The sequence below is a fragment of the Collimonas sp. GW821-FHT02H07 genome (assembly GCF_059421505.1).
In genome coordinates, this window is the sequence record NZ_JBWKVC010000026.1 from 25,630 (window position 1) to 40,192 (window position 14,563).

The 14,563-nt window shown below is 60.8% G+C and carries 13 protein-coding genes; 3 read left to right on the forward strand and 10 right to left on the reverse strand.

Going from position 1 to position 14,563, the window contains the following annotated elements; genetic code table 11:
• Nucleotides 1-213: 213 nt before the first annotated feature.
• Nucleotides 214-1,683, reverse strand: coding sequence for a GGDEF domain-containing protein (locus AC07V8_RS24675; RefSeq protein WP_494680930.1), 1,470 nt, complete (start codon nucleotides 1,681-1,683; stop codon nucleotides 214-216).
• 163 nt (nucleotides 1,684-1,846) lie between these two features.
• Between AC07V8_RS24675 and AC07V8_RS24680 the strand changes: the two genes are divergently transcribed.
• Complete coding sequence (locus tag AC07V8_RS24680; protein WP_494680929.1) at nucleotides 1,847-2,824, forward strand: NAD(P)H-quinone oxidoreductase; 978 nt, start codon at nucleotides 1,847-1,849, stop codon at nucleotides 2,822-2,824.
• An 85-nt stretch (nucleotides 2,825-2,909) separates the two neighbouring features.
• Here the strand turns inward: AC07V8_RS24680 and AC07V8_RS24685 are convergent, their stop codons facing one another.
• The 5 genes from AC07V8_RS24685 to AC07V8_RS24705 all read right to left on the reverse strand — a co-directional run bounded on the left by AC07V8_RS24685 (nucleotide 2,910) and on the right by AC07V8_RS24705 (nucleotide 7,379).
• On the reverse strand, nucleotides 2,910-4,208 hold the full coding sequence (locus AC07V8_RS24685; RefSeq protein WP_494680928.1) for a c-type cytochrome: 1,299 nt from the start codon (nucleotides 4,206-4,208) through the stop codon (nucleotides 2,910-2,912).
• A gap of 11 nt (nucleotides 4,209-4,219) precedes the next feature.
• On the reverse strand, nucleotides 4,220-4,978 hold the full coding sequence (locus AC07V8_RS24690) for a c-type cytochrome (protein ID WP_494680927.1): 759 nt from the start codon (nucleotides 4,976-4,978) through the stop codon (nucleotides 4,220-4,222).
• A gap of 132 nt (nucleotides 4,979-5,110) precedes the next feature.
• Nucleotides 5,111-5,311 carry a hypothetical protein gene (locus AC07V8_RS24695; RefSeq protein WP_494680926.1) on the reverse strand — a complete coding sequence of 67 codons (201 nt, stop codon included), beginning with the start codon at nucleotides 5,309-5,311 and terminating at the stop codon, nucleotides 5,111-5,113.
• Nucleotides 5,312-5,477: 166 nt separating this feature from the next.
• The gene (locus tag AC07V8_RS24700) at nucleotides 5,478-5,909 is read right to left on the reverse strand and encodes a YMGG-like glycine zipper-containing protein (RefSeq protein ID WP_494680925.1); all 432 of its coding nucleotides are present in this window, start codon (nucleotides 5,907-5,909) and stop codon (nucleotides 5,478-5,480) included.
• A 171-nt stretch (nucleotides 5,910-6,080) separates the two neighbouring features.
• Entirely contained in the window at nucleotides 6,081-7,379 is a 1,299-nt protein-coding gene (locus AC07V8_RS24705; RefSeq protein WP_494680924.1) for an NAD(P)/FAD-dependent oxidoreductase, read from the reverse strand.
• 350 nt (nucleotides 7,380-7,729) lie between these two features.
• On the opposite strand from AC07V8_RS24705, the gene AC07V8_RS24710 reads away from it, so the two are divergent.
• Complete coding sequence (locus AC07V8_RS24710; protein WP_211443299.1) at nucleotides 7,730-8,170, forward strand: universal stress protein; 441 nt, start codon at nucleotides 7,730-7,732, stop codon at nucleotides 8,168-8,170.
• 46 nt (nucleotides 8,171-8,216) lie between these two features.
• Here AC07V8_RS24710 and AC07V8_RS24715 read toward each other — a convergent pair whose 3' ends face one another.
• From AC07V8_RS24715 to AC07V8_RS24730, 4 genes are all read right to left on the reverse strand, one after another.
• Entirely contained in the window at nucleotides 8,217-10,289 is a 2,073-nt protein-coding gene (locus AC07V8_RS24715; RefSeq protein ID WP_494680923.1) for a PAS domain-containing sensor histidine kinase, read from the reverse strand.
• A gap of 149 nt (nucleotides 10,290-10,438) precedes the next feature.
• Nucleotides 10,439-10,867, reverse strand: a complete 429-nt coding sequence (locus AC07V8_RS24720; RefSeq protein ID WP_494680922.1) for a response regulator — start codon at nucleotides 10,865-10,867, stop codon at nucleotides 10,439-10,441.
• A gap of 136 nt (nucleotides 10,868-11,003) precedes the next feature.
• The gene (locus AC07V8_RS24725; protein ID WP_494680921.1) at nucleotides 11,004-11,636 is read right to left on the reverse strand and encodes a response regulator; all 633 of its coding nucleotides are present in this window, start codon (nucleotides 11,634-11,636) and stop codon (nucleotides 11,004-11,006) included.
• Nucleotides 11,637-11,842: 206 nt separating this feature from the next.
• A complete protein-coding gene (locus tag AC07V8_RS24730; RefSeq protein ID WP_494680920.1) occupies nucleotides 11,843-12,394 on the reverse strand; it encodes a hypothetical protein in 552 nt (183 codons plus the stop codon).
• Between the two features lie 274 nt (nucleotides 12,395-12,668).
• Here AC07V8_RS24730 and AC07V8_RS24735 point away from each other — a divergent pair, with 274 nt between their 5' ends.
• Nucleotides 12,669-14,285, forward strand: coding sequence for an FMN-binding glutamate synthase family protein (locus AC07V8_RS24735; RefSeq protein WP_494680919.1), 1,617 nt, complete (start codon nucleotides 12,669-12,671; stop codon nucleotides 14,283-14,285).
• Nucleotides 14,286-14,563: the final 278 nt, after the last annotated feature.

A 14,563-nucleotide genomic window follows, 5' to 3' on the forward strand; every position in this document is an offset into this window, starting at 1 on the left:
CAAAATATTGAACCCAAGCCGACGCCGCCAAAATTCCATGATTCTTGGATCACAGCCATGGCTGGCGCGGATGCGAGGCAGTATGGCTGACAGAAAATCAAATGGAAAACGGAAAATATAAGGTTCAACAATCGAATCCGTCGATCATTAATTTATTGATATCAACAAACCCCGCAGCCGCCGGCCGGCGACTCCGAACCGCAGCGCATCAGCTCAGGCTACTTCGTCAATCAGAGAATGTCCGTACACGGTAAAACGGCTCTTGCCCTGCCGCTTGGCCTGGTACATGGCTTCGTCGGCCTGGCGCAGGGCTGAGTCCCACTCCAGGTGTTCCGCCTGGCACAGGGCGATGCCGATGCTGCAGCCGATGCCGTCGCCAATCTCGGCGACACGGCTGACGATGCGGCTCGCCACCGCGGTCGCAATGGCTTTGATGGACAAGGCCGGCGCCACCAGGCAGACCACGAATTCGTCGCCGCCGACACGGCCGGCGATATCGCTGTCGCGCAACGCCAGGCGCAGCGCCGCCGCCACCTCGACCAGCACGGCGTCGCCGCGCTCATGGCCCAGGGTGTCGTTGATCCATTTGAAGCCATCCAGATCGATGAACAGCAGCGCCACCGCCTGCAGGTTGATGCTGCCGCGGCTGCGCAAGGTTTCCGCCAGTTCCAGGAACAGCGAACGGCTGGGCAAGCCGGTCAGGTCGTCCAGCCGCACCTGGTCCATCTGCACTTCCAGCATGGCGTTGTTGAGCGCCAGCAGACGCGCGTCCTGCACGGTCTTGAGATAGACCTGGTTCATTTCGCGCAAATAGATCAGCAGCAGCAGCGTGGCCGAGATCAGGGCGTTGCAGCGGCCGACATACCAGCCTATGGAGAACTGGCTGCCGCCGGCCATGGTGATTACGTTGTCGCATTGCAGGGCGACCAGGGCCACTCCCAGCCACACATGCAGCACCGCCCTGAAGCCGGTGGCGCGCCACAGGATCAGCATGGCCAGCGCGGTCAGGGTCTGCAGCAGGAAACCGAGGCCGCTGGTGGCGACGCGATGAAAGTTGCCGTGCTCGATCAGCTTCGGCAGATCGGCGTAAAACACGATCACCGGCAGCAAACTCGCCGCCAGCGCCGCCAGCACCACCACGATCAGCCAGCCCGGCATGCGCTCGGGATGGCTGGCCAGCCAGGACGGACTCCACCAGCGGCTGACCGCATACAGCAGGATGCTCAGCGCCAGGCCGGCATGCCACAGGAACCACAGCCAGATGGTGGTCTGGGCGCCGCCGAGCAAACTCTGCTGCGGAAAGAACGCGCCAGGCATGGCAAGGAACTGCATGATCAGGATCACTGCGGCATAGAAGCAGCCGGCGCCGATGTACAGCAGATCGACTTCCTTGGTGGCGCGATAGTGGCCGAAAATCAGGTAGGTGATGATGACGTAGGCGACCACGGTCGCGGTCTGGTAGGAAGGCAGGAAAAACGGGAACACCGGCCCCATGACGCTGGCGACCGGCAGCAGCAGCAATGTCATTAAAACAATGCCGATACAGACCCACAGCGCGCGCCGGCGCTGGCGCGTGCTGGCCTGGCGCGTCGCTGGCGACACGCTTTTGCTGGTCCACGCCGGCTTGGCGGCGGCCTTGTTGCGTGCAATCGTTGCGCGGTCGATCATTGGCGATTTAACCATGCCTGGAAAACTACGCTTACCTTACGGTAAATTTTGCCCAAAAGCATCAAAATAATAACTTGAATGGCTAGTACGAGCTAATACAGAAAAGCTATCACTGCCGCTCGCAAAAGAGAAAATCGTGTTTGTCATACAATGACCGTTTTCCCCAAGAGACCATGCCATGCGCGCTATCGAAATTACCCAACCCGGCGGTCCGGAGGTTTTGCAAATCTGCGAACGCCCTGTGCCGTCGTTCAAGGCCGGCGAAGTATTGATCAAGGTCCAGGCTGCCGGCATCAACCGGCCGGACGTATTCCAGCGCACCGGCAATTATTCGCCGCCGCCGGGCGCCTCCGATTTGCCGGGATTGGAAATCGCCGGCGAAATCGTCGATGGCGATTTCAGCGGCACTTCCTTCAAAAAGGGCGACCTGGTGTGCGCCCTGGTGCAGGGCGGCGGCTATGCCGAATACTGCAGCGCGCCGGCGGCGCAGTGCCTGCCGCTGCCGGAGGGCTGGAGCGCGGTGGAAGCGGCCTCGCTGCCGGAAACCTTTTTCACGGTATGGAGCAATGTGTTCGACCGCGCCCGCCTCAGCCCGGGCGAAACCCTGCTGGTGCAAGGCGGCAGTTCCGGCATCGGCGCGGCGGCGATCCAGATCGCGACGGCGCTCGGCCATCGGGTGTTTGCGACCGCCGGTTCGGATGAAAAATGCCGCGCCTGCGAAGCGCTGGGCGCCGAACGCGGGATCAATTACCGCAGCGAAGATTTCGCCGCCGTGATCAAGGCGGCGACCGACGGCAAGGGCGTCAACGTCATCCTCGACATGGTGGCCGGCGACTATGTGCCGCGCGAAATCAGCTGCCTGGCCGACGACGGCCGCCTGGTCTTCATCGCCACGCTCGGCGGCAGCAGCGCCAGCATCGACTTCCGCCAGGTGCTGATGCGGCGCCTGACCATCACCGGCTCCACCCTGCGGCCGCGGCCGATCGCTTTCAAGGCCGCCATCGCGGCGCAGCTGCGCGAGCGCGTCTGGCCGCTGCTGGCGTCCAGGAAAATCAAGCCGGTGATCTTCCAGACCTTCCCGCTGGAACAGGCGGCGCAAGCCCATGCGCTGATGGAAAGCAGCTCGCATATCGGCAAGATCATGCTGACTACCTGAATCGGCATGCAAGCGACACAGCAATGAAAAAAGCAGCCGGCATGATGCAGGCTGCTTTTTTTTTGGAGGATCGAGGGAGCCTGTCTTAATCCAGAGGAATGGCCCGATAACGGTTGACCTCGGCCGAATTGACTATCGGCGCCTTGTTGCCCCAGCTGTTGCGGATGTAGGAAACCACCGCCGCCACTTCACCGTCGCTCAAGGCCGGACCGTAGGGCGGCATGCCATAGGGACGCGGATTGGCTGCCGTGCTCGGCGAGAAGCCGCCGTTCAGCACCACCCGGATCGCATTCACCGGCGACGCCATGGTGATGGCGTGATTGCCGGCCAGCGGCGGATACGCCGGCCATGTGCCTTTGCCGGAAGCCAGGTGGCAATCGGCGCAATGGTTCTTGTAGATCTTCCCGCCCTGTTCCAGCACCCGCGCCACCTCATCCGAACTGGCGCGCTCCTTGGCCGGCTCCGCTTCCTTCTGGCGCGGCAAGGATTTCAGGTAGACCGCCATGGCCTTGACGTCGGCATCGCTCAAATGCTGCAGGCTGGCGCCCACCACTTCCGCCATCGGCCCCAGCACCGTGCCGCGCGGCGATACGCCGTTTTTCAGCAAGCCCGTGATGTGCTCGATATCCCAGTCGCCCAGGCCGATTTCATCATCCGATGTCAGCGATGGCGCATACCAGTTCACCACCGGGATAAAGCCGCCGCCCAGCTCTGCCTTGAGGTCGCTGCCGCCGAGCGCGTTGCGCGTAGTGTGGCAGGCGCTGCAGTGGCCCAGGCCCTGCACCAGGTAGGCGCCGCGATTCCACTCCACCGACTGGCCCTTCTCTTCCTGATACACCCCGGGCCGGAAATACAGCGCGCGCCAGCCGTACAGCAGGATCCGGTTGTCATAGGGAAAACGCAAAGCGGGCGCCAGGTTCTTTTGCGCCACCGGGGCCACACTGCGCAGATAGGCGAACATGGCGTCGGCATCCTCGCGCGTGACCTTGGTGTAATTGGTGTAGGGGAAAGCAGGATACAGCAGGCTGCCATCCTTCGATTTGCCGTTATGCAGCGCGCGCCAGAAATCGTCGGCGCTCCAGCTGCCGATGCCGGTGGCCTTGTCCGGCGTCAGATTGGGCGAGTAGATGGCGCCGAACGGCGTCTGTATGGCCCGCCCGCCGACCAGTTCCTTGCCGCCGCGCGCGGTATGGCAGGCAATGCAGTCGCCGCTGCGCACCAGGTAGGCGCCCTTGACAATCTGCGCGGCAGGATCCGCCACGGCCGTCGCCGGCTGCCTTGCCGCACCGCTGTCGTCATCCGCATTCAGCAGCGCCAGCACAGCAACCGCGGCGGCGATCAGCAGCAATGCTGCGCCCGCCAGCCACATCAGTAATCGTTTCATGTTCGCTCCGCTCAATTCGGGACAGGGACACTGCCGCAAGCCTGCGGCAGTTTGACGGAGCCGGGGGCAACCGCGGCGGCGCCGGCCGGCACCGGCTGCGCCGCCAGCCAGGATGCCACCGCGCCGATATCGTCAGCACTCAGGCGCTGCGCCAGCTGCGCCATGCAATCCGGCGCCACCGCATGGCGCGCGCCGTTTTTCCAGGCGCCGATCTGGCTGACCAGGTAATCACGCGGCAAACCGAGCAAACCCGGGGTGGCCGGCAGCACGCCGGTCATGGCGCTGCCGTGACAGGCGATGCAGGCCGGAATCTGCTTGCCGACGTCGCCCCTGTTGACCAGCATTTCGCCGCGGGCGCGGGTGGCCTCGGACGGATCGTCAGGCTGGGGTGGCGGATAAGGCGGGTGCTGGTCGGCAAAATAGGCGGCGATTTCCTGCAGGTAGGCGTCCGACAGATGATCGACCAGATAAGTCATCATCGGATACTGGCGCCGCCCTTCGCGGAAGTTGTGCAGCTGGTTGTAGAGATAGCCGGCCGGCTTGCCGGCGATGCGTGGGTAGTAGCCGTTGTTGGTGGCGCGTCCCTGTTCGCCGTGGCAGGCGGTACAGGCGGTGAGGCGCTGCTTGATGGTATCCGGAACCGCGGCGGAATCGACTTCAGCCGCCTGCGCCGCGACGCCGAACATGGCGCCGGCAAGCACAAGCAGCAAGCCGGAGCGCAACCGTCGCGCAGCGCGCGTTGCCACCGGTCCCTGCAAATGAATCGACATGGTTTTCCTGTTTTTTATGCTGCTGCATTTTTCGGGAAGGTATCCAGCGTCCTGAGGCAGGACACCAGGTCCGATTATAAGCTAGCAAGTTTATTAACATGCTACAACATTGAATGACATGTCGTCTGTGCTCTATTTTGGGGGCGGCGGCGGTACCAGGGGCTGGTCTTTGGTCGGCCCCGGTTCATTCGCATATATCTGTTCTTCCACGATATCCATCTGCTGGCTGCCATCCAGGGCGTGGCCGGTCCAGCGATCCGCCGGATTGACGGTTTGCTTCTTCTTGTCTGTGACAGGCTTGGCGGCAGCGGCAGGCAATCTGGTTTTGGACATGGCGTCTCCTTCTCGGGCGGCGACGGGCTTGTCGTCATCTTTCACTATAGAACCTAGTGTAGTCGCCTGATAGCTGAGAATCTTGCCGGACCATGCAAAACGCCGGTCCAGATTCACATCTGGACCGGCGTCGCGGGGAGATAACTTGCTTCTGGCCGAGCAGCGATCAGCGCTCGTAGTAGCCGCCTTGATACGGCTGCTGGTAGTAATAGTCGTCGTGGCGTTGCTCGACGTAGACCGGCGCCGGGCGGTAGTAGACCGGGGCCGGCTGATAGTACACCGGCGCAGGACGATAGTAGACCGGCGCCGGACGGTAATACACCGGAGCAGGCGGATAGTAGCTTGCCGGACGATCGTAATAGCCGTCGCGCTCATAGTAGCCGCCCTGGCGGTAGCCGCCGGAAGTCGCGCCCACCGCGGCGCCGAGGACGCCGCCGACAATCGCGCCGTTGCGGCCGCCGACAGCGCCGCCGATCACTGCGCCGGCAACCGCGCCGATCGCGGTATTGGCGCCGTCATCGTACGCCATGGCCGAGCTAGACACTGCGGCAGCCGAGCTGGCCAGCAGAGCGATACAGATCCATTTTTTGTGCAGCATGATTGCATCCTTCAAGGGACATACGGCCCTAATAACACCATCAAAAAACCGCTGCCTCGCCGACTGCGAGGACACGGTTGTTAAGTTGGACTATAGCCGAGCTGCCGTCAAATACCTGCAAACGATACATACTTTTACATTTGAACAACATGGTTACACCTGCCCTGACAATCAATGCAGCTTGACCGACGGCTTGGCGTGTTTCATCAGGCCGCTGGCGGCCGCCGTGACGCCGGTGCGCACCGGCCCCAGCAACGCGTTCAAATGCATCAGGTGCAGGCTGGTGTACATCATGCGCGCGAAAAAGCCATCGACGAACCAGCCCAGCTTGGTGAGCGAACCCATCAGCGTGCCGACCGAGGTATTCCTGCCGAACGACACCAGCGAGCCATGGTCCTTGTAGACGTAAGGCGCATCCGATGCCCCCTGGCCTTTGCTGGCGCGCACGAACATCTCGACCAGGTAGTCGGCCTGCTGATGCGCCGCCTGCGCCCGCGGCGGCACCATCTTGCCGTCGCTGCCGACGCAGGCTGCGCAATCGCCCAGCGCATAGATATTGAGGGAACCGGCCACCTTGAGAAAGCCATCCACTTCCAGCTGGCCGGACTTGATCGCCGGCAGCCCCAGTCCCTTGAGGAAGTCCGGCGCCTTGATGCCGGCCGACCAGACGCACAAGTCGGAAGCGTAGTTGTTGCCGTTGGCGTCGGTGACAAAATTCTCGGCGATGCTGGCGACGCGGCAATCCGTCACCACCCGCACCTCGCGCTCCTGCAGCAGCTTGCTGGCGGCCTTGGAAACGCGTTCGGTGAGCGGCGCCAGCAGCCGCGGCGCGCCTTCCAGGATGGTGATGCAGACGTCGCGGTTCGGGTTCAGATGCGGAAAATCGTAGTCGGTATAGACGCTGCTGGCATCGCGCAATTCAGCCGCCAGCTCGACCCCGGTGGCGCCGCCGCCGACGATCACGATATCGACGCCGGCATCCGGATCTTTTTCTTTCTTCAAATCCGCCAGCGCCAGCATTTTCAGCAGGCGCACGCGAAATTGTTCGGCATCTTCGGTCGAATTCAGCGAAATGGTGTTTTGCTCGGCGCCCGGAATGCCGAAATAATTGGAGACGCTGCCGACCGCGATCACCAGCTTGCTGAATGCGATCTGGCGCGGCGGCAGCAGTTCGGTGGCCGACTCGTCGGTGACGGCGTCCACGGTGATGGTGCTGCTGGCGCTGTCGAGTGCCGTCATGTTGCCGTACACGAAGCGAAACTTATTGTCATGCGCCAACATCTGGTAAGACAGGCCTTCCTGATGGATATCGCGGGTGCCCGCTGCGACTTCGTGCAGAGACGGTTTCCAGATGTGGTACAGCGCTCGATCGACCAGGGTCACGTGACCGCTTCCCAGTTTGCGGCCAAGCTTGCAAGCCAGCTCCAGCCCACCCGCGCCACCGCCTACAATCACGATTTCATCCGACATCCATCTTCCTTCACCTATTCATTAATCAATCGCGCTTCAGCATTCTTCGATCTGCGCGGCAGCAAAGTACGCAGTAAGTCTACTTTTATAATGGCGCAACGCGCAATAGTGACGTATTTTCGCGCTGTATTGATCACGCCAGGCCAATTTGCAGTATTCGGGAAAGATTCGGGAAAGAGCGCCACCGGATAAAGCGCCCTGGCTTCGCCAGCGCCGGAATCCGCTTCCCGGACACAAAACCGTCTGGTAAAAAGCACTTCGGAATTAGCGCAATGGCTTCTGGTTCACGGCTCAAGTCTGCGCTATGATGAAGACAGACATCATTACAAATACAATTTTCAGGAGGACTTATGTACCGGAAAATTCTTGTCGCCTACAATGGCACGCCCGAAAGCCGTTCGGCTTTATATTCCTGTATCCAGCTGGCGCCCGGCCCCGGGGTTGAGGTCCATCTGCTGGGCGTCATCAATCTCGCAACCTATCTGATGGCGGGCGAATTTGTCGCCGAATCCGCCATCAGGGCGGAAAAAACTCTGCTCGAACAAGAGCTGATCAAGGGCCACAAACTCCTCACCGACGCCGGCCTCAAGCCGATCGACCACTTTGAAAGCGGCGAACCTGTCAATGTTATCAGTGACCTGGTCAACAAGCTGGGCATCGACCTGGTGATCGTCGGCCATTCGCGCAAGAAACCGCTGGCGACGCGCTGGTGGCGCGGTTCGGTGGACACCATGCTGGTTGAAAAGGTGCCGTGCAGCGTCCTGGTGGCGACCGATCTCTGTCCGACCTGAGACACGCTTATCCCGATCCGCAGCCCGGCGGCGGCAAGCTGCCTTGTCAGGTATCCGCCTGCTCGCCGCTGTTTTGCACTTGCACCGAAATGGGCAGTTCGATCACCACCGCGGTGCCTTTATCCTTTGCCGCAGAAAAGCGCACCCTGCCGCCGAGGTAGGTCGCTCTTTCATTCAAGCCGCGCAAGCCGTGGGTGCTGGTGTTTTCAAAACGCTCCTGCGACATGCCGACGCCGTTGTCGCGCACCGTCAGCGCCAGCCGGTCTTCATCGATATCCAGAATCACCTCCACCTGGCTGGCATGCGCATGCTTGGATACGTTGTTCAGGATCTCCTGCAGCATGCGATACACCGCAATTTCGATGCGGTGGTCGATCGTGATGTCTTCATCCGGCAAACTGGATTTACAGAGGATTTCGGTACGCGCGCCAAAGTCTTCCAGCTGTTCGGCGATCGCCGCCTTCAAGCCGAACAGCTCAAGCATGTTCGGCCGCAGCTCGGTCTGGATGCGCCGCGTGGTCGCCACCAGCGAACTCAGCAAAGTCTGCATCTGGCCCTGGCGGTTCTGCCAGTGCGCATCCTGCGGCAGGATCTTGTAGACCCCTTCCAGGTGCATGCTGAGCGCCGTCAGCGAGGCCCCCATATTGTCGTGCAGCTCGCGCGCAATCGCCCGTTTCTCTTCTTCGCGAATGGTTTCCATATGGTTGGCCAGTTCGCGCAGCAAGGCGGTGCGCTGGGCGATGGTGCGCTCCAGTTCCAGCTCGCGCTGCCTGAGAGAGTCTTCGGCGCGCTTGCGCTCGCTGATGTCGGTGGCGATGCCGACCACGCCCATGACCTGTCCCTGCTGGTCGAACCACGGCGATATGGTGGTCTGGAAGGTCACGATCCCATCCGGCAGCTGCATGGTTTGCGCCAGCGTTTCCGAGACGCCGCCATTCATGATGCGGGCATCGTCCTGATCCACCTTGTCGGCATCTTCGGCCAGCGGCAGGATCTCGCGGCTGCGCCGGTATTTTGCCTGCTCCCAGCTCAGCCCCAGCCGGCGCAGGCAGGCCGGATTGGCAAAAATCAGGCGCCCCAGGCGGTCTTTGACGAAAATCGGATCGTTGGTGTTGTCGCTGACCGCAATCAGCAGCGCGGTGGCTTCAGCCAGCTCGGCCGCGCTCTGCAGGCGCGCGCCGTATTCAAGGTCGACCTTGCCGCCGGCGCGCCAGAAAATGAACAGCACCAGCACGCCGTCGACCAGCGTCAGCAAGGGCGGCAGCGAACTGCGGTCGTACAAGCCATGGCGCGCGCCCCAGTCCGCCAGCCAGTGCAAGGCGACCAGCAGGATCAGCATCTGCGGCAAGGAACGGCGCAGCATCTGGCCGCCCGGGGCATGGCGGGTGATGATCGCCATCAGACGATGGCGCGGACGCGACATCATGAGCGCCATGCCGAACAGCAGGAATGCCAGCGCCGACAGCAGCGGGATGCTGGTGGCATACACCATCTGGGTCATGGCCGAAACGTTGTACAGGTAGCCGAGCAGTGGAATGGCGCTGAGGAACAGCAGGAAGATCGCCAGGTATTCGGCGACGTACTGTTCTTTGCCGACACGGAAATCGAGCAGCAGCAGCGCGCTTCCCGCAAAAATGAAGCCGATGGCGACCATCGGATGCAGGCCGCTGGCAAGCCGCGCGCTCGCCTGCGGCGCCAGCGGGCCAAGCGCGGTATCGAGCCAGCCGGCGCTGCCCGTGAAATCCTGCATCAGGGTGGCGGCGGCCAGCACCAGCAGCAAGAGCGCCAGCAGCTGGGCGAATAGCTTGATCAGCCGCCGCGGTCCGACCACCAGGCATTGCACGATCAGACTGACGGTGGCCAGAAGGAATCCGGCCGCGGTGTTGGCGCGCATGACCGGCAGCTGCGATTCGGAAAACGGCAGCGTGATCTGATACAGGCAGGCGGCCAGCACCAGCGCCGATACCGCCAGCACCAGCATGCTCACTGCCAGCGCGGCCGCGGTGGTGCGCCAGACATAGGTTTTGGTCGACGCCAGGCTGTCCAGCGCGCGTGTCTTCAGCAAGTCCTGATAATGCGGATTGCCGCCCGTGCTAGCTTCGCTCTTTATATTATCCAAATCGCCTCCAGGAACGTCGCTGCATGTGCATGCCGGCATCAAGGACCCGCGCGGCAGCGGGATGAATCCGCTGCTTCAGAAACATGAAAAGCCCGCTCAAGCCGAGCGGGCCGATATGACCAATGATATCCGGAACGACCGCGGAACAATCAATGATCCGGTAAACCGGTTCCCAAGGCTGCCAGCAAATCACGCAGCTTGGTAAATTCAGAACTCTTGTCGAAGAAAAACCGCACGCCGTATTGTTCTCCGGCGCGCCTGAAGGCGTTGCTGACATTATTGCTGAAAATGATCTTCAGCGAATTGAGCGGCTTCGCCGATTTTGACAGCGTGCGCAGCAGGCTCATGCCATTGCCCTGCTTCAGCTCGATATCCAGAATCAGCACATCGAAAGAGTCGGCATCGATTTTTTGCAAAGCATCGTCTTCCTCCTCGGAAAACCCGGCGAATACCACACCGGGAATTTCGCCCAAGGTTTCAATCATCAGATCGCGCACGTCGACCGAATCTTCCACAAGAAAAATCCGCAGCGGCGCGACGCCCGATCTGATGGTATTGGAAGCTGTTGTATGGTCCATATTGGCTGACGACGGGTGAACTCATTTGTTTCATGCATTGCGCCAGAACTGGATGCTAGGGACTGGCAAGTCCCTCGGTACGGCATCATGCAGATGATTGCAGTGCTGCTTGCTGTCCTTTGAAAAAATTAAACTTCTAGTCAATCAAATTATTCTTGATTGCATAATAAATAATATCGGCATTGCTGGTCATGCTCATTTTCTGCAGGACGCGGGTGCGATAGGTGCTGATGGTTTTTACGCTCAGGCACAACTCCTCTGCGATCTTGGTCACCCCTTCGCCCTGGCTCAGTTTGTAAAAAATCTCATACTCGCGCGCCGACAGGGTTTCATGCAAGGGCGTGTTTTCATTGTTCGCCGGGTCCGCCGTCAGCAATTCGGCGACGCCATAGCTGATGTATTTGTGGCCTTGCAAGATCGTACTGATCGCCTTCACCAGCTCGGTCGCCAGCGCCTCCTTCTGCACATAGCCGTCGGCCCCGCTGCGCAGCACCTGCACCGCATAGCGGCTTTCCGGGTGCATGCTGAGCATCAGCACCGGCAGCTTCGGCTTCTCGCGCTTGATCTGCTTCAGCACCTCCACCCCGCTCTTGTCCGGCATCGCGATATCCAGCAGCACGATGTCATAGTCATTGGAGCGGACCAGCTGTATCGCCTCCTGTGCATTGGCGGCTTCGCCCGCGATCTCGTACTCCGGGATGTCAGCAATGAAAAACTGGACACCGGCACGCACCACTGCATGATCATCAACCACCAGGATTTTTATCATCTGTTCAACCGTCACAATCAGTTAGGTTATCCGGCGTTGTCGCGGCCAGGCGCTTGCACGCAGCAGGCCCGGGACAAAGCGGAAGGCATGGCATGATGTTTAGTGTGCGGCCGCCCGGCATCAATGTAAACACATTCGTAAAAATCAACTCTTCCCAGCCATGCAAGGCCGCAACGGTGCAAAGCGCCAGCGCGGCCGCAATCCGATTACTTGTTCAATGCGGCCTTGGCGGCCGTTACGCAATCGTCCTTGGCAGCGCCGGCCAGCGCATCGCACTTGGCAAGCGCAACTTTGTAGCGCGCGTCGGCACGCTCTTCACGCGCGTCGGCATTGGCCTTGGTGATCTCCAGCTGCTTATCGGCGTCGGCGACTGCATTGGCTTGTCCAGCCTTGGCTTGCTTGATGCAGACATCCTTGGCGTTGCCCGCCAGGCTCTTGCATTTTTCCCTGGCTACCGCGTAGTCGGCATCCGCTTCGGATTTGCGCGCACTGGCCAATGCCTTGGGAGTGTTCTTGTATTCCGCCTTGGCGTCCTGCTTGCTGTGTTCGCGCGTTGCCTCGGCTTGCTTGACGCAGACGTCCTTGCCATTGCCGCTGAGCGAATCGCACCTGGCTCTATCGGCCTTGTATGCAGCATCTGCCGCATCTTGCGCAGCGCTGTAGCTGGCCTTGGAGCCATCTGCCGCCAATGCCAGCGAAGCGCCGCTGAAACCAGCGACGCCGATCAATACGCCCGCGATGATTTTCTTGATTTTCATGAGCTGCTCCTTTGCATAGTGTGGAAATGCCGCTGCCGCGGCATGTCACCGGCGCTAACTTGTATCCATACTAACCAAGCCCGGCCGGGTGGCATATAGGACGGCAACGGATAGGCTTGTAGGACAAACGGAAGGTTTGCCGGCGCAAAGCGAGTCACGAGTGTGTAAAATTGTCAGCTTGCCACTGCCGATGCGTTGCTCCCATAGGCGAATCGTCTCGCAGCAGCAATCATCAGCGATAACCAGCGATAACCAGAGATAAAAGGAAGAAATCATGAAAGTCAGTCGTTACCTAAGTTTCTGGATAGTGCTGCTGCTGACGGTGGCGCTTGCCGCCGGCGCCGCGCTTGGAAAAATTACCTGGTGGTGGGCGGTGGCGCCGGCGTTGCTGAGCGCGCTTGGCATCTGGGACATGAACCAGCGCAGCCACGCCATCCTGCGCAACTATCCGTTGATGGGGCATTTCCGTTTTCTGTTTGAAATGATCCGTCCTGAAATGCGGCAGTATTTTTTCGAGAGCGACAACGACGGCGCGCCGTTCACGCGCAAGGAACGCAGTCTGGTCTACCAGCGCGCCAAGGGCGATGTAGACAGCCGGCCGTTCGGCACCGAACTGGATGTCAAGATGCGCGGCTATGAATGGGTCGGCCACTCGCTGTCGCCGACCATCATCGCCAGCCACGATTTCCGCGTCACGGTGGGCGCCGAGCGGGCGCAGCCGTATTCGATGTCGGTGTTCAATGTCTCGGCGATGAGCTTCGGCGCCTTGTCCGCCAACGCCATCCGCGCCCTCAATCACGGCGCTAAAAAAGGCGGCTTTGCGCATGACACCGGCGAAGGGTCGATCTCGCCCTATCATCGGGAATTCGGCGGCGACCTGCTGTGGCAGATTGCTTCCGGCTACTTCGGCTGCCGCAACGGCGACGGCAGTTTCAACGAAGAGAAATTCGTGGCGCAGGCGACCTCGCCGCAAGTGAAAATGATCACGGTCAAGCTGTCGCAAGGCGCCAAGCCGGGGCATGGCGGCGTACTGCCGGCGGCCAAGATCACGCCGGAGATTTCAGCAACGCGCGGCGTGCCGATGGGAGTCGACTGTATTTCACCCGCTACGCATTCCTCCTTTTCCAATCCTATCGGCTTGCTGGAATTCATCCAGAAACTGCGTACCCTGTCGGGCGACAAACCGGTCGGTTTCAAACTCTGCGTTGGCCATCCCTGGGAATTCTTCGGCATCGTCAAAGCCATGCTGCAGACCGGCATACTGCCTGACTTCATCGTGGTGGATGGCTCCGAAGGCGGCACCGGCGCCGCGCCGCTGGAGTTCGTCGATCACGTCGGCATGCCCTTGCAGGAAGGCTTGCTGCTGGTGCACAACGCACTGGTCGGCGCCGGCCTGCGCGACCGTATCAAGATCGGCGCCAGCGGCAAGGTGATCACCGCCTTCGACCTGGCGCGCACGCTGGCGATCGGCGCCGACTGGTGCAATTCGGCGCGCGGCTTCATGTTTTCGCTGGGCTGCATCCAGTCGCAAAGCTGCCATACCGACCGCTGCCCTACCGGCGTGGCGACCCAGGATGTCGGCCGCCAGAAGGCGCTGGTGGTGCCGGACAAGGCCGAACGCGTGCACCGGTTCCACGAGAGCACCCTGCATGCGCTGCAGGAACTGGTGCAAGCCGCGGGCTTGCCGCACGCTTCCGCCTTGCGCGCGCATCACATCGTGCGGCGCACCTCCGACCATGAAGTGAAGCTGATGTCCGACCTGCTGCCTTACCTGAAGCCGGGTGATTTGCTGAACCAGAATTACCGCTATCCGGTGTTTGCGAAATACTGGCCGATCGCGCGCGCCGAGAGTTTTCATCCGGCAGAGCCAATCGCGGTGAGTATCCAATAAAAATAGGGGCGGGTCAGCCACACTTTAAAGTGCTGCTCGCACTGTCCGACAAACCAAATAAATACTCGGACGTGTTTTTATCCAGTCGCCAGGCAGTTTTTGCCAAAACACGACTTCCTTTTGACGATCATACGGATCGCCTTGTCGGTGCCCTGGGAAATACTGGAATGGGATGCCTGTAATCAGGCAAACCGAAGCCCAGTCCTCATGCAGCTTCCACCAGATGCCACGTCAACTCATGGCTTTCCACATCCACCAGCCAATCCTCTTTCGGATCG